We start from the raw sequence: 26,563 nt of genomic DNA on the forward strand, positions 1-26,563 counted from the left end.
TACAACCATCGACGCTTGCTCTCGTCGATTGATTACCGGACACCCGCGCAAGCCGAAGCCGATTACTATCCACCCCAGAGCGCACTGTGCAAAGCAGCGTGACTCAAATCAAACAGCCTCCGGGAAGCCCGGGGCGGTTCAGAAAGACATTCGTTCTAAGTAAATAGACGGCATCGCATTCATTGTAAGCAGTGAGCCCATCCCTGATAACTGTTAAAGTCTGGAAGTAAACATGACCCGATCTGTCCGCGAGTTTGACACCAATCAGGTCCGCTTAATGATCTCCGTCCCCTTTTTGCTGCGACGATGCCACTGCTGCAATCAAATCGCCAATGGTCTTTAAGTCGTTCGGCAAGCGATTTACGCCAAGGCCTCTCAACCACGCCTCAAAAATCTCCTGCCCTCGACCCAATCTCCAAGAATCCATTCCAGTCAGCGTAGAAATAGAATCCTCAAGCCGAAGAAGCTCAGGCTGAACGCCGAACGATTCCCCCACTTTCGTTAAGACATCGAACGCTTCTTTTTGAGGTACTTCCGGGGGAAGTCCTTTGACAATTTCACTCAAAAGAAGTGGCCGTCGCTGTTTAAACTTATTGCCTGACAAATATCGGCCAATAAGCCCAGCCACGATTCCAGTCGCTATCAACCCGCTAAAGATTATTATTCCGGACATAATTAGTGCTTTCCGCAGCCGCATGACGAACCAGTCTGTTGCGAAGGCGACATTTCACTTGGCGCATAGATAAAACCCTCTACCTCAATAGTGGCGTCATATGCCGCAACGAACGTCGCAGCCAAAGCCACGCCTGTTGCGACATCTTCAACCAAAGGCGAGGTATAACCTGTGGTTCCTCGCACAACGCTTGTCAGCAAGTTTTTTGACCCAAGCAACGGGCCACGAAAATTACCTGCCGGAGCCCACACCTTTGGCATAACTCCCGCTCCGAGAGCGGCAATCCCAGGGCCCACGTTTATTCCATACTGAGAGACGAAATTGCGATAGCCATCCCAATATCTGGCCCCGGAATCGTCGCAAGGATCGGGCTGCGGCATCATGTCACCGCAGCCTGCCAAGTTACCTCCGCATTCCCGCAACGGCGACATCACCAATCCGAGTTGATCAACAAAGCTGAGTGGATTACTCCCCACGTACGCATATGTGCTTGGGCCCGCCATTAATCCCAGCGAATCACTCTGGATGTAGCGCCCGGTTGCTGCCTCGTAGTCGCGATTGATGTTGTAACTCAAGTCACTCTCGGCGTCGTGGTACTGACCAGGAAATCGGAGATTAAAGGCATAGGCCGTTGTCGTCGAAGGCTTTTCTCCGAACGGATTAGAGGAATACGACCATTGCCAGATTGCGCTGCCAGAAGAGTTTTGAATCGATCGTGGCGTCCCCAACTGATCGCCGATCACGTAGTTCACGCTTACTGCGTCGCTGGACGTGTCTACCACGGCCACCGGTAGACTTCCCATCGCGATGTAGTCACGGCTGGTCGCTCCATATTCGCCGATCAACTGGCTGCTGGCATCGTAGACAAATCGCTTGTTGACCGCCTGGGGCACGGTCACAGCTTCGGCAACGCGTTCCCCAGCAGCGTTATAGGTGTAAGTGCCCACAGTCTGCTGATTGGCCTGGACCACGCTCAATCGATTCCGCGCGTTGTAGCCGTAACCGTAAGTCTGGCTGGCGACCGCGTTCCCCGTTACATTACCGTTCGCGTCGTAGCTGCGCGCGGAGCTGCCGATGCTGGTCAGCCAGTGGGTGCCGGTCTGATACCCGTACGTCCCGGTGGCCGCGCCGCCGATGGTGCTGGTCTTGCTGAGGCGGTCGCCGGTGGGGTTGTACGTGTACGACTCGAGCACTGCGCCGGAAGCGTCCTTGAGCGCGGTCAGGCGTTGCAGAGGATCATAGCTGTAGGTTTCGGTGGCCGGGTTGGCGCCTGGGGTATCGCCGAGTGCGGCGACGTTGCCCATCGCGTTGCGCGCCAGGTGCAGGTTGAAGTTCGGACTGGTGAGATCCGTCATGCGGTAGTTGGCGTCATAGCTGCGCGCCACGACCTGACCATTGCCGAGGGTGTAGCCGCTGATCGGGCCGAAGGGCAGGTAGGTGGCGCCGCTGACCACGGTCTGGCCGGCGCCCCCGGCCGGTGTCACGGTGACGGTGGTGATCTGTCCCAGGCTGTCGCGGCCGTATTGGGTTACGGTGCCGCTAGGGCTGGTGATCTGCGCCAGGCGGTCGGCGGCGGTGTAGCTGTAGGCCACGACATCGGTCTGGCCACCCTGTGCCTGGGTCTTGCGGGTGACATTGCCGCGCGCGTCGTAGCAGTAGGTCGTGGTGACTGCACTTTCGATGATGCGAGTCAGTCGGCCGATGGGGTATGAGCCGCTACAACCGGTGACAGCGTCCGGTTCGTCGTAGTGATAGCTGATGTTGGCGCTGGCATCCGGATATGTCGTGGTCAGCGGGCGGTCCAGGGCGTCGTAGGTGTACGTGCTCTGGATCTGCCGTGCATCCTTATGAGTGAGCACGTTGCCGGCGATGTCGTAGGTATTGCCGCTGGTACCCGTATCCGGACTTTGCAGCGTAGTGCTGTTGCCGAGGCCATCGTAGCCATACGTGGTGGAGAGGTTGCTGGGGTCCTTGATCGAGGTGGTGCGGTTGAGCGCGTCGTAGCCGACCGTCATGGTGGTGTTGCGCGTGGCGGTATCGCTGCCGCCGTCGTTCTGGATGGTCGAAGTCACCCGGTTGAGGGCATCGATGGTGCGACGCGTCTGGATGTTGAACGCATCGCGCGACTTGATCAGGTTGCCGGCGCTATCGTAGTCGCCCGACTGGGACGCATCGAAGATCTTGTTGTTCAAGCCGTCGATGATTGCGGTGACCTGGGCCAGCTTGTTGAACTGGCGCTTGAGCACGTGCACGGGCGTGGTGTTGCCGGCGGCGTAGGTGTCTTCTTCGGTGCGGTCGCCGGCGGCGTCCAGGGTGTACTGGATGCTGTTGCCCTGGGTGTCGGAGATACGCGTCAGGCGGTGCGCATCATCGTAGCCGAAGGTGAGCATCACGCCATCGGGGTCGGTCACGGTCTGGACCATGCCGTAGGGCGTATAGGTGTAACGGGTCGTGGCACCGGCCTTGCTGGTGGAAGACACCCAGCCGCGCGGGGTATACGCGACGCTGGTGACGATGCCGTTGGCATCCTGGATGCGGGTGACGCGCCCGCTGCCGTCGTAAGCCAGGAATGTGATGCTATGACCCTGCGCGTCGGTGATCGATTTCAGGTCGCCGTGACGGGCGTCGACGCTATCGGTCAGGTAGTAGGCGAGGCTCGTTGTCTGGCTGACATCCGTGCGTGGCCCGGTCTCGGTCAACAGCAGGCCGATGATCGGGCACTGCGTACTGTCCACCACATCGCAATAGGTGTTCAGGACGCGGCGTACGCCGGCCGGTGCGCTGCCGGCGGCCGAGCAGGTATAGCTGAGTGCGGTGCTGATGGTGGGATCGGCCTGGCAACTGGCGAGCACCTGACCGCGCGCGTTATAGGCCCATCCTGCCTTGGCCACGGTGTTGCCGGCAGCATCGAGCCATGTCCGTGTCAACGGTACACGCAGGCCGGTATCCCAGGTGGTCCTGGTGGTGCGCTGGATGGAACTGCCAGCGGCTTCGACACGCTGGGTCAGCAGGCCGCCCACATACGTGGTGTTGGTGATGTTGTTGTTGAAGTCCTTGTAGCTGGACGGCCAGCCATTGCCGTCGTAGCTGATGGTCTTCCAGGGTTGGAAGCACAGGTTGCCGCAGGTGAAATAGCTGTTGGTGACTTTGTATGCCCCCTGGACGCTGGTCCAGTCGACACCGAACTGAGCGCCGAGCGCGGTCGTCGAGTTGCTGGCGGAAAACGCGTCCGCGCCTAACGCGAAGCGCGTCGTCACGGCCTTGCCGCCGCTGCTGTAGCCGGTGGTTTCATAACGAACGCCGGCTTCGTCGATCACACCGGTCAATGCATTGGGGAAGTTGCCGCCGGAAGTCAGCGAAGACTCGTTATAAATGTACTGAAGTGAGTGGCTATCCGGGTAGGTCACCGATGCCAGCCGGCCCTGCGTGTCATAGGCGTAGCTGAGCGAGCCGCCATCGGGCAGTGCCACACCGGTCAAGCGTGAGCTGCCATCGTAGAAGAAGCCAAGGCTGCGTCCGGAGGGAGCGGTTACGGCAATCAACAAGCCCGTGGTGGGTGCTTGCGTTGCTGGCGTGCTGCCATCGCTGTAGACGAAGGTGGTGACGGCGCCGGACGGCGACACGATCGAACGGATGCGGCCGTCCGTGGAATAGATCTCATGCTCCAGGGTGGCGGCGATGAAGGCGGTGTACGACATCGCATTGCCATTGCCGTCGTCCTGCTCGGTGAGTGTATCGACGACATCGACGTCGGATACCCAGGTTCCCGTTTGCTTCTGGAAGCTCTCGGCGCTACCGTCAGGGCGGTGCAGCAGGATGTTCTGCGCGCCGCTGATGCCGCCTGGGTCGAGGCGATTGAACTCCAGCGAGGCATCAAAGGAATGGCGCCATTGGGGGCCCAGCGAAGACGGCTGCACAGAGGTTACGCTGTTGTAGAAGCGCCGGAAGGTCAGCTCGCCGCCGGTATAGTCTTCATCCTGTTGGTATTTATTGCCGGTAGCCAGGTTGATCGGATCGCCGCCGACGGGCGCGCCCATGGTCGCGGCGGCCTTGGCTGCGCATTGGCAACCGGCACCACCGGCAGTGGAAGCCATCTGGCTGCTTCCTTTGCCACCGTCGCAGGATGGGCAAAGCCCAGTGTTTTTCGGCGGAATGTTATTGGTGTACTTGGTCGCATAGATCGGCTTCTGCTCGACCCAGGGCGAGCACGCCGGATCGTCAGCCGCGCAGGACTGGATCAACGCCATCGTGAAATTGTCTGCCGTCAGCGTCTCGTACTTGACGCGCATCCAGCAGGTGGGGCAATTGGCGTGGATCTTGGTGCTGGCTGCCTCGTAGGCCGCGCCATAGCTGGAGAACTGCTGATCGTTCAGCGATCCGGGCGCCAGGTCGCCGTCGTAATAGGGGGCATCGTAGTACCACGATTGCTGGGCAAGGCCGGTTGCCGGTGCCAGCAGCGCCAATAGCAGCAGAAAGACAGATATCCCAAAGCCGCGCAAACCACGGTTTGCGCGCGACCGACTAGACATGATGACCCCTGTTCCAAGTTCCGTTTTGGCCTGGGCAATGTATCGTCGAACGATGTCAGTTTGGGGAGTTATATTAAGTAAGGGAAAGCCTACATTTCGCAATAAATTACGATCGAGGAACTCGTTGAAAAGTCCCGTGGCCGTTGGATCGACAAACGCATGCAGGTATTGCCATCTTGCCGGGTCTTCTTATGGTCCGGGACGGGGGCGACTCGGGCAGGGCGGGGTTGCGATACCTCTGTCGCGAACGACGAGCCTCATGAAGGCCAAGACGTTGGCATAAGGAATGTCATGTGACGCAGCCGCAACCACCGCAAGCCGCTACTGATCGATCAGCGGCTGAAGAGTCTTCCGAAGACATCCACGCCTCCGATACAGGGCAGAAATCCACTATGGAAGTGCACGTTCCTGCGCATCCGGTCACTTCGTGGCGCGAATTTTTCACGCATATCGCCATTGTCAGCGTGGGCTTGCTCATTGCGTTGAGTCTGGAGTCGCTGGTCGAGTGGCATCACCATCGTTCGCTGGTACACGAGGCGCGTGACAATCTCCAGCAGGAGATTACGGAAAACCGCGCCCAGTTGCAGCAGAACCTGACCGACGTGCGCGCGGACATGACAAGGATGACGAAGAACTTGCAGGTTCTCGCGGCACTGCGTACCACGGGCAAGGTGCCCGACAACGAGCGCCTGCAATACAGCCTGGACTGGTCGCGCCTGTCGGACACCGCATGGACCACCTCGCGCGACACCGGTGCGCTGGGTTTCATGGATTACGGTGAGGTGCAGTGCTTCGCGGGCATTTATGCGCAGCAGCAGATCATCAACACGCAGGCGATGGATTTGTTCCAGCGACAGTCGCAGGCGATATCCCCGGTGTTTATAAGCGGATCTCCGGATGGGATGACCGTCGAGGAGCGAGAGCGCGTGCTGCAACGGTCGGCGGATCTGCTGGCCGAACTCAAGGGGCTTGAGCAGATCATGACGCAGTGGAATACGCAGTGCGCGTCAAAGGGATGAGGCCTTGCGATTCGGGCTTCTCCCTCAGCGCAAGCGGCAAGAGGGCCGGTTCTCGTTACCTTGCCGCGCCCTGGAGGTTTCAAGATCCCGATCGGCGACTGGATTGCAGATTGCATCGCCAATGAATTCGCTCCTTACGCGCGATGCAAGGTGCGACTTCAGGGAACCTCCAAAAAACTATGCTATCCGTCGCCATGGTGCATTGAATTCCCGTCTTCGCCGGAATGATGACTTCGATGACAGGTTTTTTTTCGAGCTACCCTTCAGCGGCGAAAAGCGATTCGCGATTCAAGTTGCGCATCACAGCTCGAAACCTTCAAGCCGCGACTCGCATCGCCACTGAAATCGCTTCCAGCGCAACGCCGAAGGGGCTCAATCGGCGCTGGCGGCATCCAGTTGCGCGATCTCGTTGGCTGACAACTGCAACTGCGCGGCACCGAGCAGCTCCTGCAATTGCGTCACCGTCGTGGCGCTGGCAATTGGTGCGGTGACGCCGGGGCGCGCCATCAGCCATGCCAGCGCCACTTGTGCCGGTGTGGCCTTGTGTGCGGCGGCGACATCATCCAATGCCTTGAGCACGCCAAACCCGTGGGCATTGAGGTATTTCTTGACCGAGCCACTGCGAGCCGAGCTCTTGGCCAGGTCGGCTTCGCTACGGTATTTGCCGCTGAGAAAACCACTGGCCAGCGAGTAATACCCGATCACGCCGATCTGCTCGGCGCGTGCGATCGGTTCCAGGCCGCTTTCGTAGCCTTGGCGGCTGACCAGGCTGTAATCGGGTTGCAGGCTCTCATAACGCGGCAGGTTGTTGGCTTTCGATACCTTCAAGGCTTCGGCAAAGCGATCGGCACTGTAGTTCGATGCACCGATCGCACGCACCTTGCCTTCCTCGATCAAGCGGGAGAATTCCCCCAATGTTTCCAGCAGCGGCACGGAGGCATCATCGGCATGCGCTTGGTACAGATCGATCTGTTCCACGTTCAGACGCTTGAGCGAGCCCTCCACGGCCTGGCGGATATTGATGGCCGACAGGCCGGGGTGGCGGTCCCATTTGGCGACCTTGGTGGCAATCACCACCTTGTCACGTTTGCCGCTACGCTTGAGCCACTCGCCGATGATGGTCTCCGATTCGCCGCCGTGGTTGCCCGGAACCCAGGATGAGTACATGTCGGCGGTATCGATCAGATTGAAGCCGGCATCGACAAAGGCATCGAGCAGTTCGAACGAGCGCGCCTGATCGATGCTCCAGCCGAAGACATTGCCACCAAAGGCCAAGGGGGCGACGGATAGTGATGAACGGCCTAGCTGACGCTGCTGCATGATGGAGCTCCTCGGGATCGACACAAGACGTGATTCTCTCCGAGTGGGTGGCGCCGTGGCGTGAATCAAGCCGCGCCCAGTCCACGGCGCAAATGCGCTACCCACAGCAGCATGGGGCGTGGTCGCGGTTTCGGCTTGGGGCCTGGCTTTTCGTCCGGTGGTGGCGTGGGCGGCAGATCGGCCATGCGCCGGGCCAGGTCGACGCTGGTGATATGCCCGTGCAAGAACAGCATGTTGGTTTCCAGTGAGCTCACGGCACCCCTCCTCGATAGACCTTGTTTGACGGTTTGTTCAAGGTAGGCTGATTCAGTTGCGCCAAAAAGCGATATATTGGCAAGCCAGGCTTGAATGGGATTCAAGATGCCCCGCATATCGCTGGACCTCCTGCAGCAATTCGTGGTGGCGGCCCGTGCCGGTAATTTCTCGCGCGCGGCCGAACAGACGCACTTGACCGTGAGCGCACTCAGCCACCAGATGCGCCAGCTTGAACAACGCATCGAGCGCAAGCTGTTTGATCGCGGGCCACGCGGCGTGCAACTGACGCCTGAGGGCCAACGCCTGCTCGACGCCATCGGCATTCACATCGAGGGCATGGATCGTGCGCTGGCCGCTTATCGCTGCCGGCGCGACGAGGCGCTCACCGTCAACACCATTCCCGGTGTAATGACTAGTTGGCTGGTGCCGCGCCTGCCGCAACTGGTGGCCGCGCACCCGGAACTTGAATTGAACCTGCAGTCGAGCACGGACCTGGTCGATTTCGACCGCGATCCAGTGGACGTGGTCATTCGCTACGGCCTGGGCCCATGGCATGGATTGGTCAGCGAGCGCCTGTTCGACGAATGGATAGCGCCAGTGGCGGCGCCTGCGCTGATGGAACGTATGCGCGATGCAGATCCAGAAGATCTATCCACATGGCCTTTGCTAGGTGATCCGAGCGGGCGTTGGAAGGAGTGGAGCGAGCACACCGATACGCCGATGCCGCATCGTTTCGTGGCGCAGTTCGATACGACCGATGCCTTGCAGCGCGCTGCTGTGGAAGGCATGGGCGTGGCGCTGGGGCGCATGGTCATGGCCAGGCCATTGGTCGAGGCTGGGCTGCTTTGCCTGTTGGGAAGTCGGTATCTGAAGATTCCCGAGGGCTATCATCTGGTGTATCCCGCCGATCGTCTCGATCACGTGGGTTTGCGCCAGTTTCGCGACTGGGTCCATGCCGAGGCGGTACGTTACCAGCAGACCATGGGCGCGGTGTCCGGCGAGCGCAAGCATGTGCCTCGCGCTCGCCGGTGATCAGCGCTTAATGCCAGCCTTCCGGCATGGCGCGCAGTGCAGTTTCACCGAGCACACCGTGCGTGCGTGAGGTGGGATGCAGCAGGTCCCAGAACACATAGTGCGCTGGGTCGCAGCCCGGGCGGCGCGGAAGGTTTTTCGTGTAGTTGGATGCAGCATCCCGCTCGATGTGCAGACATGACTGGGCGGTATTGCTGAAACCGAATGGCTCGGGACTGCTCATGACTTCGTCAAAGAGTGAAGCCGCATCGAACAGCACGATGTCGGCGGCGTATGCTTCCGAGAGCGTGTTCACCATGGCTGCCAGTCCGGTGTTGAATTCAGCGACCTTGGCCGCCACGGCGGGCCCATCGGAACGCTGCGCGAATACCGGAGCCTGGGTAATGTCCGGCAGGTTGGCGATAAGCAACTTGCGCGCGCCGGCGTCGAGCAGCTTGCGCGTGCCGATTTCCATATGCTTCAACGCATCGGAAGGTGATACGTCACGGTTGATGAAGTCATTGCCGCCGAACATGATGGTGAAGATGCTGCGCGCCGGCTCGTAGTTCCTGGCATTGGCGGAGTATTGCAACCATGAGTCGACCTGTTGTGGAAACCCAGGAAATGCGAAGTGTTGATTGGTTCCGGCTGCCCCGACTGCCCAGTTCACCAGGGGAAGATCCAAGGCCTTGGCCAGGTGCTCGGTCCATACGGGGCCGTCACTGAAGCGGCCGAGGAACCAGCTGCCAGAGGCCGGCAGCAAGCCTAGCGAAGCGCTGAAGATATTGTGCGTGTCGCTGAGACTGTCGCCGAAGCTTATGACCCGATCGGATATCTTCGAGGCGTCACCAGGATGCTGTGTCCAGAGCGAGTAATTGAATGGCGACAGGGCGCTGTCGGATGCGGCGACCATCACCACATCGGCGTGGATGCCGCGCCGGTCCAGCGTCTGGCGGCAGGTGTCTCGCAGTGCGGATATCGATGTTTCTGTATAGAACATGTTGGCCCCAGGGGTGATCCTGCCGGCCCAATAACCTTGCACGTGGTACCAGGCACCTGCGCCATCAAGCGCCCATTCGTAACGTGTACTGGTGGCGCCTACGGAGGTGTCATCGCGATAATGGCAGCGCAGGTACGTATAGGTATCGGCGCCTGCCGCCGCTTTGCTCAAAGAGGGCGGGTTGCTCTGCGGGACATAGAGTTGCTGGGGAGTGGAGATCGTCGCCGAGGCGTGTGCGGCCCCCGTTAGCACGAATAGCACGAAGCCGGCCATCTGTCGTAAATATTGCATCGCGAACTCCTCATGGGTGGAGCTGGTATTGCAGCGGACTCCTGGGATGGCAAGTAGTGGCTACAGACCATGCGAAACTTAGGTTATTGACTGAGTTGCTGTGGTCTTGTCAGTAGGGTGTTGAGGGCATGCGCCAATGCCGACCTGAATGGACGGGAGGGTCGCGATGGCCGGAAGCCTCGCGCAATCTATGCCTGTCTTAATAGAAACGGTTAAAATTCCCGGTTTGCCAATCCTGTCATGAGACATGATTTTATTTTCATTTTTAGGGTCAATAAATAAATGTCACCTATGAATCGCACTGCCATCCTGGTCGATGGTGCTTTCTTCCTCGCTCGCTACCGCAAGGTGTGGGGCGATCGAGACGCCAACGACGCGCGTACGGTGGCCAAAACCGTGTTCGGCATGGCTCTGGAGCACCTCAAGGCGCTCGATCGCCCCCGCGAAGCGCTCTATCGCATTTTTTTCTATGATTGCCCGCCGTTGGACAAGAGCTTCATCAAGCCGATCAGCGGTGACACCATCGATTTCGGTCGCACTGGTTCGGCGTCATTTCGCCGCGATCTGCACGACCAGTTGCGTCGCCAGCGTAAATTGGCGCTGCGCTTGGGCCGCTTGGCCGAACGCGGCGAGTGGCAGCTCAAGCGTTATGCCTACCAGCAACTGCGCGATGGCAATCTGCATTGGGACGACCTGGGTGACGAGCACTTCGAGCCGGATATGCGCCAGACCCAGGTTGATATGAAGATCGGCATCGATATCGCCGCGTTGACGTATAAGAAGTTGGTCGATCAGATCATCCTGGTGGCCGGTGATGCCGACTTTATTCCAGCGGCCAAACTGGCTCGCTACGAAGGTATCGACTTCATTCTCGATCCCATGTGGCAAGGCATCGCGCCGGATCTGCATGAACACATCGATGGCCTGCAGTCGGTTTGTCCCAGGCCGTTCTAACCGGGTGCCCGGTGTGTATCGAGTGCTCAATGACAGGTCGCCGTAAGTGGCGTTCTACACCATTTGTATACGTGGCTTGCGACCTGCCGCGTGCTAGCCTGTCAAGTGTCAGAAAAGGGAGTTGTCGATGAAGAACCGTCTAACCTTGGGATTGGCTGCTTTGCTTGCGGCAAGCACCATGACCGTGCACGCCCAGCAAACCCAGGATCAACCGGGTGACCTGGTGCCGCCCACCAGCGCCCATGATTTCACCTCCAGCCAGCTCGATACCGTACTGGCCGGCGACTGGCGGCAGCCCGCCAACCGCGCGCGTGACGTATATCGTCATCCCAAGGCGACGCTGGAGTTCTTCGGCATCCGACCCGACTACACGGTTATCGAGATCACGCCCGGCGGCGGTTGGTACAGCGAAATACTCGCGCCGCTGCTCAAGGACAACGGCCATTACATCGCCGCCATCCAGAAGGCCAACAATGGCGAGGCACGCCAGGACGCCACGGCCTTGCATCAGAAGTTCGACGCCGATCCCTCGCATTACGGCAAAGCCGCCTTCGTCGAATACGACCCCAAGGCGCCGTCGCTGGGTGCTGCCAGTTCGGCGGATATGGTGCTGACTTTCCGCAACGTGCATAACTGGGTCATGGCCAACAACGCGCCAGCGATGTTCAAGGCGTTTTTCAATGTCTTGCGCCCGGGCGGCACACTGGGCGTGGTCGATCATCGCGCCTCGGACAAGGCGTCGCTCGATGCAGTCAAGAAGAGCGGCTACCTGCCCACGGCCTATGTGATCAAGCTGGCGACCGACGCGGGTTTCAAGTTGGAGGAAACCAGCGAGATCAACGCCAATCCCAAGGACACCAAGGATTATCCGCAAGGTGTGTGGACCTTGCCGCCGACCTATGCACTGGGCGACAAGGACAAGGCAAAATACCAGGCTATCGGCGAGTCCGATCGCATGACGCTGCGCTTCGTCAAGCCGGCGCCTGCGTCGCATTGACATCTCGGCGGCGCGCCCTTCGGGGCGCCGCCTGAGCAGTGACGCCATGTTGATCGCATTGAACAAACCCTATGGCGTACTTTGCCAATTCACCGATCAGGAAGGCCGGCGTACGCTGGCTGAATTCGTGCGGCATAGGAATGTCTATCCCGCCGGGCGACTGGATCACGATAGTGAAGGTTTGCTGCTGCTTACCGATGATGGCGCGTTGGCGCATCGACTGACCGATCCTCGTCACAAGCAGCCCAAGACCTATCTGGTGCAAGTAGATGGGCAAATCACTGACGAGGCCCTAGCCGCGTTATCACGCGGCGTCGCGCTCAATGATGGCCCCACGCGCCCGGCCCAGGCCACGCATGCCGCCGAGCCTGACTGGTTGTGGCCACGTGATCCACCGGTGCGCTTTCGCAAGGCCATTCCCACCAGTTGGCTGAGCATCACGCTGCGCGAAGGCCGCAATCGCCAGGTGCGTCGCATGACTGCGGCAGTCGGTTTTCCCACGTTGCGTCTGATCCGCGTTCGTGTAGGCGGTCACGACCTCGACGGGCTTGAGCCTGGACAGACGCGCCAGTTGGCGATTCCTTGAATATTGAGACCTCGAAAACCCTCTCATCGAAGTCGTCATTCCGGCCCATGCTCCCGGAAAGCACAGCACCATAATCCAGCGTTTGTCGCTCCCTCATAGCCAGCTCACCGGGGAGGGTGCTGGGGATCGATCGGCGTAAAGGCCTGGGTCTTCGAGATCCTCTCCTGTCCTGCCCCTTCACCGACGACGGGACGGAGCGGCGAGTCTGTGTCGGTCACAAGGGCGAAGCGCGACGCTGTTCCTGTCTTGTCGTTACAAGGAGCCGTAAAGCTCACGGATGGTCTTGCGCCCCCGGACCTGGCAGACAGGAAAGCTCATGGCTCGGGTTCCGGATTGTCTTGGCCCGATACATCAGTAGCGTGGTACCTGACATGGGTCGTGGTCGGGGAAGCGTTACGTTTTGGTTGCCTCGCCTTTACATTTTTCGTGTTAGCCGCGGCGCCGGGTATGGCCCGAATATCAAGGAGGATGGAAATCATGCGTTATTGCTTAACTTGGCTGGCGGCCAGCATCGCTGTACTCCTGACGACCAACAGCATGGCAGCCAACAGCGCGTCGGCCTTGCAGGCAAAGATGGATGTGACTGGCGTCAAGTCAGGTGGGCACTATCAGCGATTCATCGTCAGTTACCGTGATAGCACAGCAGCGCCTGCTGCATCACTGCAGCACGGTAATGCGCTGCTGGGCGCCAAGGGTGCGAATAGCGCCGCCATTCAATTGCGTGCCATTCGCCATCTGTCTCCCGGTGATGAGCTGGTGGAAGCATCGCGGTCGTTGAGCGCGACGGAAGCCAGTCAGGTCATGGAGACTTTGGCTGCCGATCCAGAGGTGAAGTTTGTCGAGCCGGACTTGCTGCTTCGAGCGCAGGCCATACCCAATGATCCGCTTCACGGTCGCTATCAATGGGATTACCTGCCAGCCGATGGCCGGGCCTTCGTGGATCTGAGCACCTTCGAACCATTGGTCAATCATGGTGGTGCCAATATCCAGCGTGCATGGGATTTCTCCACCGGCGAAGGTATCGTCATCGCCAGCCTCGATACCGGGGTGACGCAACATCCGGATCTTGCTCTCGATCTGGCCGATGCGGGTTACGATTTCATCATCGACCCGGATGTGTCGGGACGCCCGGTAGCCGGGCGCATTGCCGGAGCCTGGGACCCGGGAGACTGGATTCTGGCCGGTCAGTGCAGCGCGCCATCCTTCGTACCCAGTTCATGGCATGGCACGCATGTGTTTGGCACGGCTGGCGGCCAGCGTACGGATAATGGCCTGGGCCTGGCCGGAGCGGCCTATGGCGCACAAGTGCTACCCATCCGCGTGCTTGGCCATTGCGGTGGCTTTAACTCCGCTATTGCCGATGCTATCACCTGGGCATCGGGTGGCGAAGTCAACGGTGTGCCGGCCAATACGCATCCAGCCCAGGTGGTTAACTTGAGCCTGGGCGGCATCGGCCGCTGTTCGGCCGATTCCCGCATGGCACGCGCCATCACGGGTGCCATCGAACGTGGCACCGTGGTTGTGGTGGCGGCCGGCAATGACAGCGCCGACGTCTCGAACTATATGCCTGCAAACTGCCCTGGCGTGATTGCAGTGGCAGCGACCGGTATATCCAGTCGGCGTGCCTGGTTTTCCAATTACGGCCCCGGGATCACGCTCGCCGCGCCAGGTGGCGGCATGTATCGCGATGACGCGGCAGCTGGCGTCACGGTGGGGACGGGCTTTATCTGGTCGGCTGGCAACACGGGAGTGACCCGGCCGGCCAGGGCCACTTATACCAACATGGCTGGCACGTCCCAGGCGGCACCTCTTGTTGCTGGTACCGTTGCCATGATGCAAAGTCATCGCATCAAACTTGGCAGGCCTTTGCTGTCACCAGCGACAGTCGCGCAGATATTACGCGAGTCTGCGTCGGCTCCCGCCATTGCGCCATCGGCGACACGTCCCATAGGTGCTGGCATCCTGAATGCATACGAAGCCGTGCGCCTGTCGGGCGAAGCACCATAAGAGCCGATTCGTTTGCGAAAAAACAATTTGCGGAACGTTGTTGTAGCGATTTCAGTCGCGAAGCAATCTGCGATTCAGTCGCAGATTTGTTGAGTAAGATCTCCAAGCCGCGACGTCGTCGCGACTTGCATCACGACTGAAAGTCGCTACTACGCGATCGGGGGGCGGGCGGCCAGACGTGCCAGGCGCAGGCCCAGCCATTTATCCACGTCTGGCCATTCGCGATCGAGGATGCTGTAGCACACCGTGTCACGCAGCGTGCCGTCATTGCGACGCTTGTGCTGGCGCAGCACACCCTCGCGTTGTGCACCCAGGCGTTCGATGGCGCGTTGCGAATCAAGGTTGCGCAAGTCGGTGTGAAACTCCACCGCGACCGCATCCAGCTCTTCGAAGGCATGCCGCAACAACAGGCGTTTGCAGGCGGTGTTGAGATGGCTCTTCTGCCACTGCCTCGCATACCACGTATAACCGATGGCGACACGACGCGGATCAGCAACATGGTCATACAGGCGTGTACTGCCGGCCAGCCGGCCACTGCGTTTCTCGCGAATGGCAAACGGCAGCATGAAGCCGGCGGCGTGGCCGGCCAGCGCCTTGTCGATATAGGCGCCCATGGTGCCCGGCTCGGGGACGCTGGTGAACCAGAGGTTCCACAGTTCGCCGTCGGCGGCGGCCTGTTCCAGTTCGGCTTGGTGGTCGCGGCCGAGCGGTTCGAGAATGGCGTGGTCGTCTTCCAGGGTGACGAGAGGCAGAGGCATCGGTGTTCAGGCGTCCAGATCGGGGATCAGCTTGCTCTCCAGCCGGGCAATGGTGTCCTTGAGCAGCAGCTTGCGCTTCTTCATGCGCGTCAGTTGCAGCTCGTCGCGCCCCAATGCCGCACCCATATGTTCGATCGCCACGTCCAGATCGCGGTGTTCGACCCGCAATTCGGCCAGCATATGCACGATTTGGGCGGGATCTTGAGCCTGCATGGCGAGTAGGTGCTTGGTACAGCGTCAGGAAACCCAAGTGTACGCCAGCCAGCGCGCCCTGGGGCAGCTACAATAGTGGCCGGTCTCACCTTTTCCTGCCCTTCATGTCCGCTCAGCCCGAAACCTCCCGCAAGCAGGCCTACGAGGCCAGCAAGCTGGCCAAGCGCCTGCGCCATCAGGTCGGCCAGGCCATCGCCGATTTCAACATGATCGAAGATGGTGACAAGGTTATGGTGTGCCTCTCCGGCGGCAAGGATTCCTACACCTTGCTCGACATACTGCTGTCGTTGCAGGCCAGGGCGCCGGTGCGCTTCGAGCTGATCGCCGTCAACCTGGATCAGAAACAGCCCGGCTTTCCCGAGCATGTGCTGCCGCAGTACCTGCGCGATCGCAGCATTCCGTTCCACATCATCGAGCAGGATACCTATAGCACCGTGACCCGGGTGATCCCCGAGGGCAAGACCATGTGCAGTCTGTGCTCGCGCCTGCGGCGCGGTGCGCTGTACGCCTGGGCCGCGGCCAATGGCATCACCAGGATCGCGCTGGGTCACCATCGCGACGACATCCTGGGTACGTTTTTCCTGAACATGTTCTACCAGGGCAGCCTGAAAGCCATGCCGCCCAAGCTGCGCTCGGACGATGGCCGCCACGTGGTGATTCGTCCACTGGCCTATTGCAGGGAGAGCGATATCGCCGAGTATGCGCGGGCGCGTCAGTTCCCGATCATTCCGTGCAACCTGTGCGGTTCGCAAGAAAACCTGCAACGCAAGGCTGTCTCACGCATGCTCGATGACTGGGAGCGCATGCATCCCGGCCGCAGCGAAACGATCTTTCGCGCGCTGGGCAATGTGGCGCCGTCGCAACTGGCCGATCGCCAGCTGTTCGATTTCGTGTCGCTGGGTGCGCGCGATGGCAACATGCCTGCCGATGTGCATGCATGGCTGGCCGGCGCGCCCGATGGCGAGTAAGGTCCCTGTTCTGCTTTTTTCCACCTGTGAGTAGCGCCGTGTCCCTTTTTGCTTCCGTTGAAATGACCCCGGGCGATCCGATCCTGGGAATGACCGAGGCCTTCATGGCCGACCAGCGTCCGGGCAAGGTGAACCTGGGTGTGGGCATCTACTGTGACGAGCAGGGCAAGATCCCGCTGCTGCGCGCGGTGCGTGAAGTGGAAGAACAACTGGCGCGTGATGCCAAGCCGCGCGGCTATCTGCCGATCGATGGCCTGGCCGCCTATGATCAGGCTACCCAGCGCCTGGTGTTCGGTGCCGACTCGCCGCTGCTGGAGGCCGGCCGCGTTGCCACCTCGCAGACCATCGGCGGCAGCGGCGCGCTGCGCATCGGCGCGGATCTCCTGCGCAAGGCGTTGCCGCATGCCAAGGTCGCCATCAGCAGCCCGAGCTGGGAAAACCACCGCGTGGTATTCACCTCCGCCGGCTTCGAGGTGGTCGACTACGCGTATTACGACGCCGCCACGCACGGCCTGGATTTCCCCGGCATGCTGGCCGACCTGGGCAAGCTTGATCCGGGCACTGTGGTGCTGTTGCATGCCTGCTGCCACAACCCGACCGGCGTGGATCTTACCGTCGAGCAGTGGCAGCAAGTCGTCGAGCTGGTGAAGGAGCGCAACCTGCTGCCCTTTATCGACATGGCCTATCAGGGCTTCGACAAGGGCACAGACGCCGACGCGGCTGCCGTGCGCTTGTTCGCCGCCTCTGGCATCGATTCGTTCGTGGTCGCCAATTCCTACTCCAAGTCGTTCTCGTTGTACGGCGAGCGTGTCGGCGCCTTGTCCGTCGTGGGCGCCAACCGTGACGAAGCGTTGCGCGTGCAGTCGCTGGTCAAGCGCACCATTCGTTCCAACTACTCCAGCCCGGCCACGCATGGCGGCGCGCTCGTCGCCGGCGTGCTCGGCAGCCCCGAGCTCAAGGTGCTGTGGGAAAGCGAGCTGGCGCAGATGCGCGAACGCATTCATGGCATGCGTGCGGGCATGGTCGAGAAGCTCGCCGCCAGAGGGTTTGGCCAGTACGACTTCATCCAGCGCCAGGCTGGCATGTTCTCGTACTCGGGTCTGTCCAAGGCCCAGGTCGATCGCCTGCGTGAAGAGTTCGCCATCTACGCTATCGGCACAGGCCGTATCTGCGTGGCGGCGCTTAATCGCGCCAACCTCGACCGTGTGGTCGAGGCGGTCGCGGCGGTCAGCCAGTAAACTATCCCGTTACTTCGTGCCCATCCCGGTTTTTGCCGGGATGCGGCTCCTTTGTCGTCTATCGGACCCTGCATGTTCTTTCGCAACCTGACCCTGTTCCGTTTTTCCGCCGTTGTCGCCGATGACTTGCAGCGCCTGGAAGAGGCCCTGGCCGAGCATAGGCTGCGCCCCTGCGGTCCGCTGGAAATGGGTACTAAGGGTTTCGTGCCGCCGGTGGGGCGGGGCGAGGAAGCGGCCATGACCCATGTGGTCAAGTCCTGCACCCTGGTTACCGTAGGCAGCGAAGACAAGCTGTTGCCGTCGTCTGTGGTCAATGACGAACTGCAACGCAAGGTGCAGAAGATCGCCGAGGAAGAAGGCCGTAAGGTCGGTGGCCGCGAGCGCAAGCGCCTGAAGGAAGACCTGCTCACCGAGCTGCTGCCACGCGCCTTCGTGCGCAGCTCGCGCATGTCCGCCTATGTGGATCGCAAGCATGGCTGGCTGGTGCTGGACACCTCCAGTCGCAAATCCGCCGAGAACGCGCTGACGCAGATCCGCGAAGCCCTTGGCAGCTTCCCCGCCGTGCCGTTGGCACCGGAGGAGGGCCCCAGAGTGCTGATGACCGACTGGCTGACGACCGGCAATCTGCCCGGGGGGCTGGCCCTGGGCGACGAGTGCGAACTGCGCGACCCCGCCACGGCCAACGGTGCCATCGCCCGCTGCCGCCGCCAGGACCTGGAGAGCGAGGAGGTCAAGGAGCACCTGCGCAACGGCAAGCAGGTCTTCCAGCTCGGTCTCACCTTCGATGAGCGGATCAGCTTCGTCCTGGGCGAAGACCTGATCGTGCGCAAGCTCAAGTTCCTCGATGCCGTGCTGGATGAGCTCGGTGACAGTCAGCAGGATGCCGCGGCTGAAATGGACGCACGTTTCGCCTTGCTCTCGCTCGAGCTCGAGCGCTTGCTGGGCAAGCTGGAGGAATGGTTCGGCCTGCCGCGTCCCGCTGACAGCTGAGACGCTGCGTCATCGCCCGGTCTTGGGAGCGAGCCAGAATGCCCTTATGGACCGTCCTTCAGGCTCTTTCGGGAACCTGAACGAGCCTGCCCGGACAGGGATGACAAGTTTTTCAGACCTTACCCTGCACAATGCCGGAATCGCGCCAGCAGTGCCTCAACCCGGCGTAGAGTAGAAAGTCCCTTCAGGGGCACACGTTGCAACGGGCAGAAACGGGAAAGACCATGGCGCAGCATCTTGAAGGCGACTGGTTGGAACTGGCCACCTCCGGTGGCAACGTCATTCGTGTGCTCAAGGCCATGCATCCGCGTTCGCGGCGCCTGCGCCTGACGGTGACGCCCAAGGGCGCACGCGTGTCCTATCCCAATGGCACCCATCCGGCACAGGTCAACGCCTTCCTGCGCAGCCATGCCGACTGGCTGGAGCAGAAGCTCGAAGAACTGCACCTGGTCACCAAGCCGTTGCCGCCACTCAAGCTCGGCCACGCGACCGATTTCCCCTTTCGCGGTGAAACCACCCAGCTCCAATGGGCTGAAGGCCCCTATCCGAAAGTGGAGCCCTTCGAGGGTGGCCTGACGCTGATCATTCCACGCCCCCACACACGTGCTTTACCCGTCGCGCGCGGCCTGCTCGCTTCGTACTTCGAAGCGCAGATCCGTCGCGACGTGTCTCGCTGGCTAGCCGGCTATGTACCACAACTTGGTCTGGCGCCTACCGCCTTGCGGATTCGTCCGATGAAGAGCCTGTGGGGCAGTCTGGACACTCGTGACCGCATCAACCTCGACCTCGCGCTGGCGCTCGCGCCACCGGCGGCATTGCGCTACGTGCTTGCCCATGAGTTGTGTCATTTGAAAGTGCGCAGTCATTCGCGTCGTTTCTGGGTGCAGGTCGAGGGCCTGTTTCCCGAGTGGCGCGAGCAGCGTGACTGGTTGAGACATAACGGCGCCATTCTCAAGGCGGAGCTCGACCGGCTGATTGCCGACGTGGCCGATTGATCCGCGTATCCCATGCGCTCCTGCCGGGTGGAGTAGCCCAGCAGGGGCGTGTTGATACGATCTGGTTGCCTGCACTCTTGTTGACGTGCCCGTGTAAGACCAAGGGCGCGTGCGGCCGGGACGTGATCTGCTTATCCAGGCCATGCACGAGGCATGGATGCCCTGGCTTGTCGGCCTGCTGACCACTCATCACGGGGCGACCCTGCCTTCAGCAGGCTCGCCGACCGGTAGTTCATGGCGCGTCCGGTATGATTGGCGCTATCCATGAGCAGGAAATCCATCGTCATGAGCAACGCGCCCTTGCATGTCGTGATTCTCGCCGCTGGCGAAGGCAAGCGCATGAAATCCAGGCTGGCCAAGGTGTTGATGCCGCTGGCCGGTCGTCCCTTGCTGGGGCATGTGATCGAAGCGGCTCGTGCGTTGCAGCCCGCGGCGATCCACGTCGTCTATGGCTACAACGGCGACCAGGTTCGCGGCGCCTTTGCTGACCAGACAGATCTACGCTGGTCCTTGCAGGCCGAGCGCCTGGGAACCGGGCATGCCGTGGCACAGGCGATGCGTGACGTGCCGGGCCATGCACGCGTACTCGTGCTGTATGGCGATGTTCCCCTGACTCGCGTGCAGACCTTGCAACGCCTGGTTGCAGGCGAAGGCGCACTCAAACTGCTCACCACGCGCCTTGCCGATCCGCAAGGCTATGGTCGCGTGTTACGCGATGGCAACGGAGCGGTGCGTGCGGTGGTAGAGGAAAAAGACGCCGACGACAATCAGCGCGCGATCAACCTGATCAACACGGGTATCGTGTCGGCCGAAGCCGGAGCGCTGCGCCGCTGGCTCGGAAAACTCGATCGCAATAATGCGCAAGGTGAGTATTACCTCACCGACATTTTTGCGATGGCGGCTGATGAAAGCCGTCCGGCATCGAGCATCGAGTGCGATGATCCCGTCGAGGCGGCCGGTGCCAACAATTCTTGGCAATTGACCGAATTGGAGGCGCAGTATCGTCAGCGCAGTGCACGCGCACTGGCTACCGAGGGCGTGCGCATGGCCGATCCCGCGCGGCTGGACGTGCGCGGCGTGGTCAAGGCCGGTAGTGATGTCGAACTCGATATCGACGTGATTCTCGAAGGTGAAGTCACCCTGGGCGATGATGTGCGCATCGGCCCGTTCTGCCGTATTCGCAACGCGCGTCTTGCTGCTGGCACCGTGGTGCTGGCCCATTGCGATATCGAAGGCATCGTTACCCACGGGCCTTGCATCATCGGTCCATTCGCGCGCCTGCGCCCAGGCACGGAACTGGCCGCCGGTGTGCACGTGGGCAACTTTGTCGAAGTCAAGAAATCCATCATTGGCCAGAACAGCAAGGCCAATCACCTGAGCTACATCGGCGATGCGCACATTGGCCGTGGCGTCAACGTTGGCGCAGGTACCATTACCTGCAACTACGACGGCGTGAACAAGTCACTCACGCGTATCGAAGATGGCGTATTCGTTGGGTCCAACAGTGCTCTGGTTGCACCGGTGACCATTGGCGCGATGGCGACGATCGGTGCCGGGTCAGTGATCACCAAGGACGCGCCTCCCGGTGAACTCACCCTGTCGCGTGGACGCCAGACCACCTATGCCGGCTGGAAGCGACCGACCAAAAGGCCGGAGTGAGGCGGGGCCTGCAGCGTTGCAAAGGGTATAGAGGAAGAACAATCGCTGGCGTGTGGTCGCCTGGCTATCACAGCCCGCCGCCCGCGCGCTTCCCGTTGTTTGTGCATGCTGCGTCAACATGTGTTGGCACTCGCGGTTCAGCCAATACATCAGAAAATAGCCATAGGGAGTGCTCTCTTCACGGTCGCAAGTCGTGTTGGACTCCATGCTAGTATTTAAGGTCGCCCTTGCGGCAATGCGGACACACAGGACCCATGAGTGAACAGAACCCGACACAGCGTGAACTGGCCAGCCTGATCGTCGAGTCGCTCAATCTGGAGACGGTCAAGCCCGAGGATATCCAGGCCGATGCTCCGTTGTTTGGTGGCGATCTGGGGCTGGATTCCATCGACGCGCTGGAAATCGCCCTGGCCGTATCCAAGCGCTACGGGTTTCAACTGCGATCGGACAACCCTGATAACGGACGTATATTCGCGAGCTTGCGCAATCTCTCAGAGTACGTCGAACAGCATCGAACGGCCTGACCCGTGAGGCTTGCATCGCCATGAGCACTGACGGCTTTGTTCTCGCATTCGGCATTTCATCCGATCATCCCTGTCTGCCCGGGCATTTCCCCGGACATCCGTTGGTTCCCGGTGTCATGCTGCTGGAGCAGGTTGCGTTGGCGCTGTACCAATGGCGGCGCCTTCGCCTGACCCAGGTGATCGAGGCCAAGTTCGTCGCTCCCTTGCTGCCTGGCGAACAGGCTGAGGTGTCGTTGAACGAAAGCGGCGAGCGTATTCGTTTCCAGATTGCCCGGGATGGCCAATGCCTGGCCAAGGGCATCGTTGCCGGAGCGGCCGCATGAGCGGGCATTGGCGCGATCGCCCTGAAGGCGGCGGGCGCGCGGCGATCTGGATGATTCGCGCGGCCGCCCTGTATGGTGGCCGTCGCTTTGCGCACAGCATCCTATGGCCGGCCACGCTCTATTTCATGCTCAGGCGAGGGCCGGAACGCCGTGCCGCGGGTCAGTTTCTGTCGCGCGCACTGGGAAGGCGAGCCGCGCTCGGCGAGGTATTTCGCCTGCTGCTCCGCTTTGGGCAGACCCAGGTGGACCGAATTTTCTTCCTGGCGCGTGGCGAGCGCGGATTCGATATCGCCGTGGAAGGCATTCCAGCCTTGTTGGAAAGCGTTGACCAAGGACGTGGCGTTCTGCTGATCGGATCGCATCAGGGTAGTTTCGAAGCCTTGCGTGCCCTGAGTTCGCGTCGTCCGGATCTTGGCTTGCGCGTGGTGCTGGACAAGCAGAAGACGCCCGCCATGACCTCGTTGCTGGAAGAACTGGCGCCGCATGTTGGTGCCTGTGTGATCGATGCCGCCTTGGGGGGAACATCGGTGACTCTTGCGGTTTCGGAAGCCTGCCAACGCGGTTCACTGGTGGCGCTGCTGGCCGATCGCGGTCGTGAAGGCGAGCCGCACCGAAGTGCTCCTTTCCTGGGGAAACCTGCACCGTTTCCGGTCGGTCCCTGGCTGCTTGCACATGCCCTGAAAGTGCCGGTGGTGTTGTGTTTCGGCTTGTACGAAGGCGGTAACCGGTATCGCCTGATTTTCGAGCGCTTCGCCGACTGCATCGACATTCCGCGTCATCAGCGGTCGCAAATGCTCGACGCGGTTATCGCACGCTACGCGGCCCGGGTAGAGCATTACGCGCGCACTGAGCCGTACAACTGGTTCAACTTCCATGATTTCTGGCAGGAGGCGGACACGCCAGAACTGCCCGCCATGGTAGTGGCGCAGCCTGAGCACGCCGATGCCTGATTTGCCCAAAGCCGACTGGGCGCACCTGATTCCCCATGCCGGGAACATGTGTCTGCTCGACGTCGTGCGCGATTTCGACGATACCTCGATTCATGCAGCGAGCCTCGGCCATCGCGATCATGATCATCCGCTACGTAGCGAGCATGGCCTGCATGCCGTTCATCTGGCCGAATACGGCGCGCAAGCGGTTGCGGTGCATGGCGCGCTGATGGCGCGGCAAGCCGGGCATGAGGAGGTTCGCCCGGGCCGACTCGTCAGTTTGCGCGATGTATTGCTCACCCTTGATCGCATCGATACGCTTTCTGAGGCGATCGACGTCCACGCCGAACGCCTCTATGCGGACGACGCGGGCGCACAATACATCTTTCGCATAGAGCACGCAGGCAATCTGCTGGCTTCTGGACGGGTGGCGGTCATCCACCCGCGTGCTTAGCATCGCCGATTACGTTGCTGCCGGCATCGCCGACCACCACGGGGATGGCGCGCGAGCGACGGTAGGCGCGACGGATGTCACCATGGTGAAGCACCTGGCCCACGGTGTAAGAGGTGATGCGCATCACGTCACGAACAGGGCTGAAATGGCTGAGCCGGAACTCGCCCTCGTAGCGTGAGGCAATCGGCACCGAGACCACGCCGACATGTCGCTCGCGTGATGCGGCGATAAGCACGGCTGCCTCGAAGACGAAATTCTGTGCCGGCAGGTCGGCCAGATCCAACACCTCCCGTGGATACCAGCGCTGCCCGCTTTGCGTGTCGGCGACCGGTTGCGCACAGGCCCAGGAAATGCCCCAGTCGGCAAATGCATTGGCAAAACGCCGTCCCTTGGGCTGCTGATGACGATCGAGCATGCGCGCCCCTATGACGATATGCCCGGGGTAACGTTTCGCCGCCTGCACGATGCGTGGTATGTCCGACGCCAGGTGCTGGCCATCGCCATCCATGGTGATGACTGCATCGAAATTCTGGCGAAGCGCTTCGCGAAAGCCGGTGCGTAGCGCTTCGCCTTTGCCGCGGCGTGTTTCATGGCGCAGCAGGGTTACCGGAAAGCGTCGCACGATGTCGAGCGTGCCATCGTCCGAGCCATCATCGACCACGATGACGGGAACGCGTAGCCCGATGACCGATTGGAGCACGCGTCCGATAGCCACCTCTTCGTTGAGGCAGGGAATGATCACGCACCAGCGAGGTGAGTAGGCGTTCAAGGGATGATCTCCGTATGCACATCCAAATGTGCCGAAGGTGCCAGCGCGATGGCGGCGCGGCCGCCATCCGTGGCTAACATGGTCAAGAGTGGCAACGCGTGCGCGCTGGCGTTGTCGAGATACTGGGCACGCAGTGCGCTTGGTATCTCGTCCGTGTCGTGTGCCTGGCCGTCGCCGATTCGCAGAAGCATGCTGGCGCGGCTGCGCGCGGTGCGTTGTGGCGACAGCACCAGTGCGCAGCCGAAGGACTGGGTGCAGCCGGTCAGTTCGTTCAGTGCGCCAGTGCCGGCGATGTCGCTGCATACCAGCAAGGTGCTGCGCTGGTCGGCTTCCATCTGAATGGCTGCCTCCAGCAGCGCCGTGCCAAAACTGACCGGCCCCGCGCAGATCGCCGTGGACGGAGCGCGACAGCCGGTGGCGATCGTCCAATAGCCGACGGGAGCGTTGTGCACGGAATTGTGAAACCGCGTCGGCGACAGGCTCGTCGGCGACTGCGCCAGGGTCTGGCACATGTAGTCGGTGATCACATGATCACCATGCGCCGATGCAAAGATGCAGGCCAGCTGACTCTGGTCGGCCCCACTCATGTCGATCGCCTGGCCGGCGACCTCGATAGCCAGCAGCACGCTTTCCGGAGCGCGGCGCCGTTCGTTCGCAGACAAGCGATCAGCAGGCGGACGCGTGGACGTCGCCATCTCCGGCATGCCTCCTGATAGCGTGTCGCGCAAGGCGTTAAAGTGCGGCCAGGAAGCCGACCACAAGCCGATCCCTTCGACGTGGATACGTAGCGCGCTCATGCGCGTTGCTCGACGCCGGCGAAAGCCAGGCAGATATTGTTGCCGCCGAAACCGAACGAATTGCTCAGCGCGACGTTGATGGATCGCTGCTCCCGCTGCCATGCCCACTGCGGGCCGCAATCGGCATCGGGATCGACGCAGCCGGCATTACCGGGCACGTTGCTTTCGCGCATGGCGAGCAAGGCGATCACGGCTTCGACGATGCCGGCAGCTCCGAGCGTATGGCCGGTCAGCGCCTTGGTGGAGCTGGCGCGCGTGCTGGCCGGGAACGCGCGCGATATGAGTTGCGCTTCCACTTCATCGTTCTTGTGCGAGGCGGTGCCGTGCAGGTTGATGTAATCCACATGCGCCGGTTCCAGCCCGGCACGCGCCAGTGCATCGCGCATGGCCAGTTCCGCACCCAGCCCTTGCGGATGTGGCGTGGACATGTGGTGGGCATCGCTCGATTCGCCGTAACCGACCAGTCGGGGTGCCTGGGGGGCCATGTCGGCGCGTTCGAGCAGCGCGAAGCCGGCCGCTTCGCCGATCGAGATGCCATTGCGGGCGCGGTCAAAGGGACGGCAAGGTTCGGGCGAGATCAATTCCAGCGCGTTGAAACCGAACAAGGTGCTGTCGCATAGCGTGTCCACACCGCCCACGATGGCCGCGTCGACCAAGCCCAGGCGCATCATGCGCTCGGCGTGCGCGAACGCCTTGGCGCTGGATGAACAGGCGGTCGATACCGTAAGCGCCGGTCCGGTCAGGCCCAATGCCTTGGCCACGAAACCTGAAAGCGAATCGGGCGAGTGAATCGCGCGCCGACGAAGATCGGCGGGAATACGCCCGGTTTCGTCCAGGCGCCGATAGGCTTCTTCGGTTGCACCAACGCTGGCGGTGGACGTGCCCAGCACCAGTGCCACGCGCGTCGGGCCGTAATGATCCCGGGCTGTCTGCGCCGCCTCCAGGAAGCCGTCCTGCTGCAGGCCAACCCAGGCCAGGCGGTTGTTGCGGCAGTCCCAGGCGGCCAGTGCGTCGGGCAATACCGGCTGCTCGATGCCGTCCACCCGGCCGATCCAGCACGGCAGCGGTTCGCTGCTGAAGTCGTTCGGCCGCAGTCCACTACGCCCCGATGCCAGGGCGTCGCGGTGGGAGTCCAGGCCCCGCCCTAGCGCCGACGTGGCGGTGAAGGCGGTGATGGCCAGGGCGGGAATCGGGTAGGGCATGGTGGATGCCTGTGTGACGCTTTGTTTTGGCAACGTGTCAGCTCGATGACATGGCGGAGCCTGCGGCTATCCTCGCCTAGAAACCGTGAACGGCGACCTTGC

At 61.3% G+C, this 26,563-nt stretch carries 25 protein-coding genes; 15 read left to right on the plus strand and 10 right to left on the minus strand.

The features are described 5' to 3' along the window. Nucleotides 1–274 precede the first annotated feature (274 nt). Nucleotides 275–628 (minus strand): hypothetical protein, encoded by a 354-nt coding sequence (locus VF436_RS19045; protein WP_330905626.1) that lies wholly within the window; start codon nt 626–628, stop codon nt 275–277. A gap of 47 nt (nt 629–675) precedes the next feature. After that, nucleotides 676–5,202, minus strand: coding sequence for an RHS repeat-associated core domain-containing protein (locus VF436_RS19050; protein ID WP_330905627.1), 4,527 nt, complete (start codon nt 5,200–5,202; stop codon nt 676–678). A 293-nt stretch (nt 5,203–5,495) separates the two neighbouring features. Between VF436_RS19050 and VF436_RS19055 the strand changes: the two genes are divergently transcribed. Beyond that, nucleotides 5,496–6,221: a hypothetical protein gene (locus tag VF436_RS19055; protein ID WP_330905628.1), complete on the plus strand. Its 726-nt coding sequence runs from the start codon at nt 5,496–5,498 to the stop codon at nt 6,219–6,221. Nucleotides 6,222–6,593: 372 nt separating this feature from the next. Here VF436_RS19055 and VF436_RS19060 read toward each other — a convergent pair whose 3' ends face one another. Together VF436_RS19060 and VF436_RS19065 are read right to left on the minus strand one after the other, a co-directional pair. Further along, a complete protein-coding gene (locus VF436_RS19060) occupies nt 6,594–7,541 on the minus strand; it encodes an aldo/keto reductase (RefSeq protein ID WP_330905629.1) in 948 nt (315 codons plus the stop codon). Nucleotides 7,542–7,606: 65 nt separating this feature from the next. Then, nucleotides 7,607–7,795, minus strand: a complete 189-nt coding sequence (locus VF436_RS19065; protein ID WP_330905630.1) for a hypothetical protein — start codon at nt 7,793–7,795, stop codon at nt 7,607–7,609. Between the two features lie 106 nt (nt 7,796–7,901). Here VF436_RS19065 and VF436_RS19070 point away from each other — a divergent pair, with 106 nt between their 5' ends. Further along, nucleotides 7,902–8,828 carry a LysR substrate-binding domain-containing protein gene (locus VF436_RS19070; RefSeq protein ID WP_330905631.1) on the plus strand — a complete coding sequence of 309 codons (927 nt, stop codon included), beginning with the start codon at nt 7,902–7,904 and terminating at the stop codon, nt 8,826–8,828. A gap of 7 nt (nt 8,829–8,835) precedes the next feature. Here the strand turns inward: VF436_RS19070 and VF436_RS19075 are convergent, their stop codons facing one another. After that, nucleotides 8,836–10,098 (minus strand): SGNH/GDSL hydrolase family protein, encoded by a 1,263-nt coding sequence (locus tag VF436_RS19075; protein WP_330905632.1) that lies wholly within the window; start codon nt 10,096–10,098, stop codon nt 8,836–8,838. Nucleotides 10,099–10,389: 291 nt separating this feature from the next. Here VF436_RS19075 and VF436_RS19080 point away from each other — a divergent pair, with 291 nt between their 5' ends. From VF436_RS19080 to VF436_RS19095, 4 genes are all read left to right on the plus strand, one after another. Further along, on the plus strand, nt 10,390–11,052 hold the full coding sequence (locus VF436_RS19080) for an NYN domain-containing protein (RefSeq protein WP_330905633.1): 663 nt from the start codon (nt 10,390–10,392) through the stop codon (nt 11,050–11,052). A gap of 127 nt (nt 11,053–11,179) precedes the next feature. Beyond that, the gene (locus tag VF436_RS19085) at nt 11,180–12,049 is read left to right on the plus strand and encodes a methyltransferase (RefSeq protein ID WP_330905634.1); all 870 of its coding nucleotides are present in this window, start codon (nt 11,180–11,182) and stop codon (nt 12,047–12,049) included. Between the two features lie 46 nt (nt 12,050–12,095). Then, on the plus strand, nt 12,096–12,635 hold the full coding sequence (locus tag VF436_RS19090; RefSeq protein WP_330905635.1) for a pseudouridine synthase: 540 nt from the start codon (nt 12,096–12,098) through the stop codon (nt 12,633–12,635). 477 nt (nt 12,636–13,112) lie between these two features. Next, nucleotides 13,113–14,642 carry a S8 family serine peptidase gene (locus VF436_RS19095; protein ID WP_330905636.1) on the plus strand — a complete coding sequence of 510 codons (1,530 nt, stop codon included), beginning with the start codon at nt 13,113–13,115 and terminating at the stop codon, nt 14,640–14,642. A gap of 149 nt (nt 14,643–14,791) precedes the next feature. Here the strand turns inward: VF436_RS19095 and VF436_RS19100 are convergent, their stop codons facing one another. Beyond that, nucleotides 14,792–15,400, minus strand: coding sequence for a GNAT family protein (locus tag VF436_RS19100; RefSeq protein WP_330905637.1), 609 nt, complete (start codon nt 15,398–15,400; stop codon nt 14,792–14,794). Between the two features lie 6 nt (nt 15,401–15,406). After that, the gene (locus VF436_RS19105; protein WP_330905638.1) at nt 15,407–15,613 is read right to left on the minus strand and encodes a YdcH family protein; all 207 of its coding nucleotides are present in this window, start codon (nt 15,611–15,613) and stop codon (nt 15,407–15,409) included. A gap of 104 nt (nt 15,614–15,717) precedes the next feature. On the opposite strand from VF436_RS19105, the gene ttcA reads away from it, so the two are divergent. The 9 genes from ttcA (at nt 15,718) to VF436_RS19150 (ending at nt 23,693) form a co-directional block, all read left to right on the plus strand. Next, nucleotides 15,718–16,581, plus strand: a complete 864-nt coding sequence (gene ttcA, locus VF436_RS19110; protein ID WP_330905639.1) for a tRNA 2-thiocytidine(32) synthetase TtcA — start codon at nt 15,718–15,720, stop codon at nt 16,579–16,581. Between the two features lie 38 nt (nt 16,582–16,619). Further along, on the plus strand, nt 16,620–17,819 hold the full coding sequence (locus tag VF436_RS19115) for an amino acid aminotransferase (RefSeq protein WP_330905640.1): 1,200 nt from the start codon (nt 16,620–16,622) through the stop codon (nt 17,817–17,819). Between the two features lie 72 nt (nt 17,820–17,891). After that, complete coding sequence (locus VF436_RS19120; RefSeq protein WP_330905641.1) at nt 17,892–18,809, plus strand: recombination-associated protein RdgC; 918 nt, start codon at nt 17,892–17,894, stop codon at nt 18,807–18,809. A 224-nt stretch (nt 18,810–19,033) separates the two neighbouring features. Next, nucleotides 19,034–19,804, plus strand: coding sequence for a M48 family metallopeptidase (locus tag VF436_RS19125; protein ID WP_330905642.1), 771 nt, complete (start codon nt 19,034–19,036; stop codon nt 19,802–19,804). Nucleotides 19,805–20,089: 285 nt separating this feature from the next. Next, nucleotides 20,090–21,463 carry a bifunctional UDP-N-acetylglucosamine diphosphorylase/glucosamine-1-phosphate N-acetyltransferase GlmU gene (gene glmU / locus VF436_RS19130; protein ID WP_330905689.1) on the plus strand — a complete coding sequence of 458 codons (1,374 nt, stop codon included), beginning with the start codon at nt 20,090–20,092 and terminating at the stop codon, nt 21,461–21,463. A gap of 254 nt (nt 21,464–21,717) precedes the next feature. After that, entirely contained in the window at nt 21,718–21,987 is a 270-nt protein-coding gene (locus VF436_RS19135) for a phosphopantetheine-binding protein (RefSeq protein WP_330905643.1), read from the plus strand. A 20-nt stretch (nt 21,988–22,007) separates the two neighbouring features. Then, the gene (locus VF436_RS19140; RefSeq protein WP_330905644.1) at nt 22,008–22,310 is read left to right on the plus strand and encodes a hydroxymyristoyl-ACP dehydratase; all 303 of its coding nucleotides are present in this window, start codon (nt 22,008–22,010) and stop codon (nt 22,308–22,310) included. Beyond that, the gene (locus tag VF436_RS19145; RefSeq protein WP_330905645.1) at nt 22,307–23,260 is read left to right on the plus strand and encodes an acyltransferase; all 954 of its coding nucleotides are present in this window, start codon (nt 22,307–22,309) and stop codon (nt 23,258–23,260) included. Before VF436_RS19140 ends, VF436_RS19145 begins: the two co-directional genes overlap by 4 nt. Further along, on the plus strand, nt 23,253–23,693 hold the full coding sequence (locus tag VF436_RS19150) for a phosphotransferase (RefSeq protein ID WP_330905646.1): 441 nt from the start codon (nt 23,253–23,255) through the stop codon (nt 23,691–23,693). The genes VF436_RS19145 and VF436_RS19150 overlap by 8 nt, the downstream gene beginning before the upstream one ends. Here VF436_RS19150 and VF436_RS19155 read toward each other — a convergent pair. The 3 genes from VF436_RS19155 to VF436_RS19165 are packed head-to-tail and all read right to left on the minus strand — an operon-like array spanning nt 23,674 to nt 26,461. Continuing rightward, nucleotides 23,674–24,462, minus strand: a complete 789-nt coding sequence (locus VF436_RS19155) for a glycosyltransferase family 2 protein (protein WP_330905647.1) — start codon at nt 24,460–24,462, stop codon at nt 23,674–23,676. The two genes, VF436_RS19150 and VF436_RS19155, sit on opposite strands and share 20 nt — an antisense overlap. Continuing rightward, on the minus strand, nt 24,459–25,259 hold the full coding sequence (locus tag VF436_RS19160; RefSeq protein WP_330905648.1) for a beta-ketoacyl synthase chain length factor: 801 nt from the start codon (nt 25,257–25,259) through the stop codon (nt 24,459–24,461). Before VF436_RS19160 ends, VF436_RS19155 begins: the two co-directional genes overlap by 4 nt. After that, nucleotides 25,256–26,461: a beta-ketoacyl-[acyl-carrier-protein] synthase family protein gene (locus VF436_RS19165; protein WP_330905649.1), complete on the minus strand. Its 1,206-nt coding sequence runs from the start codon at nt 26,459–26,461 to the stop codon at nt 25,256–25,258. Before VF436_RS19165 ends, VF436_RS19160 begins: the two co-directional genes overlap by 4 nt. Nucleotides 26,462–26,563: the final 102 nt, after the last annotated feature.

Origin of the sequence: Dyella sp., assembly GCF_036384435.1 — a bacterium.
Taxonomy (GTDB): domain Bacteria; phylum Pseudomonadota; class Gammaproteobacteria; order Xanthomonadales; family Rhodanobacteraceae; genus GSA-30.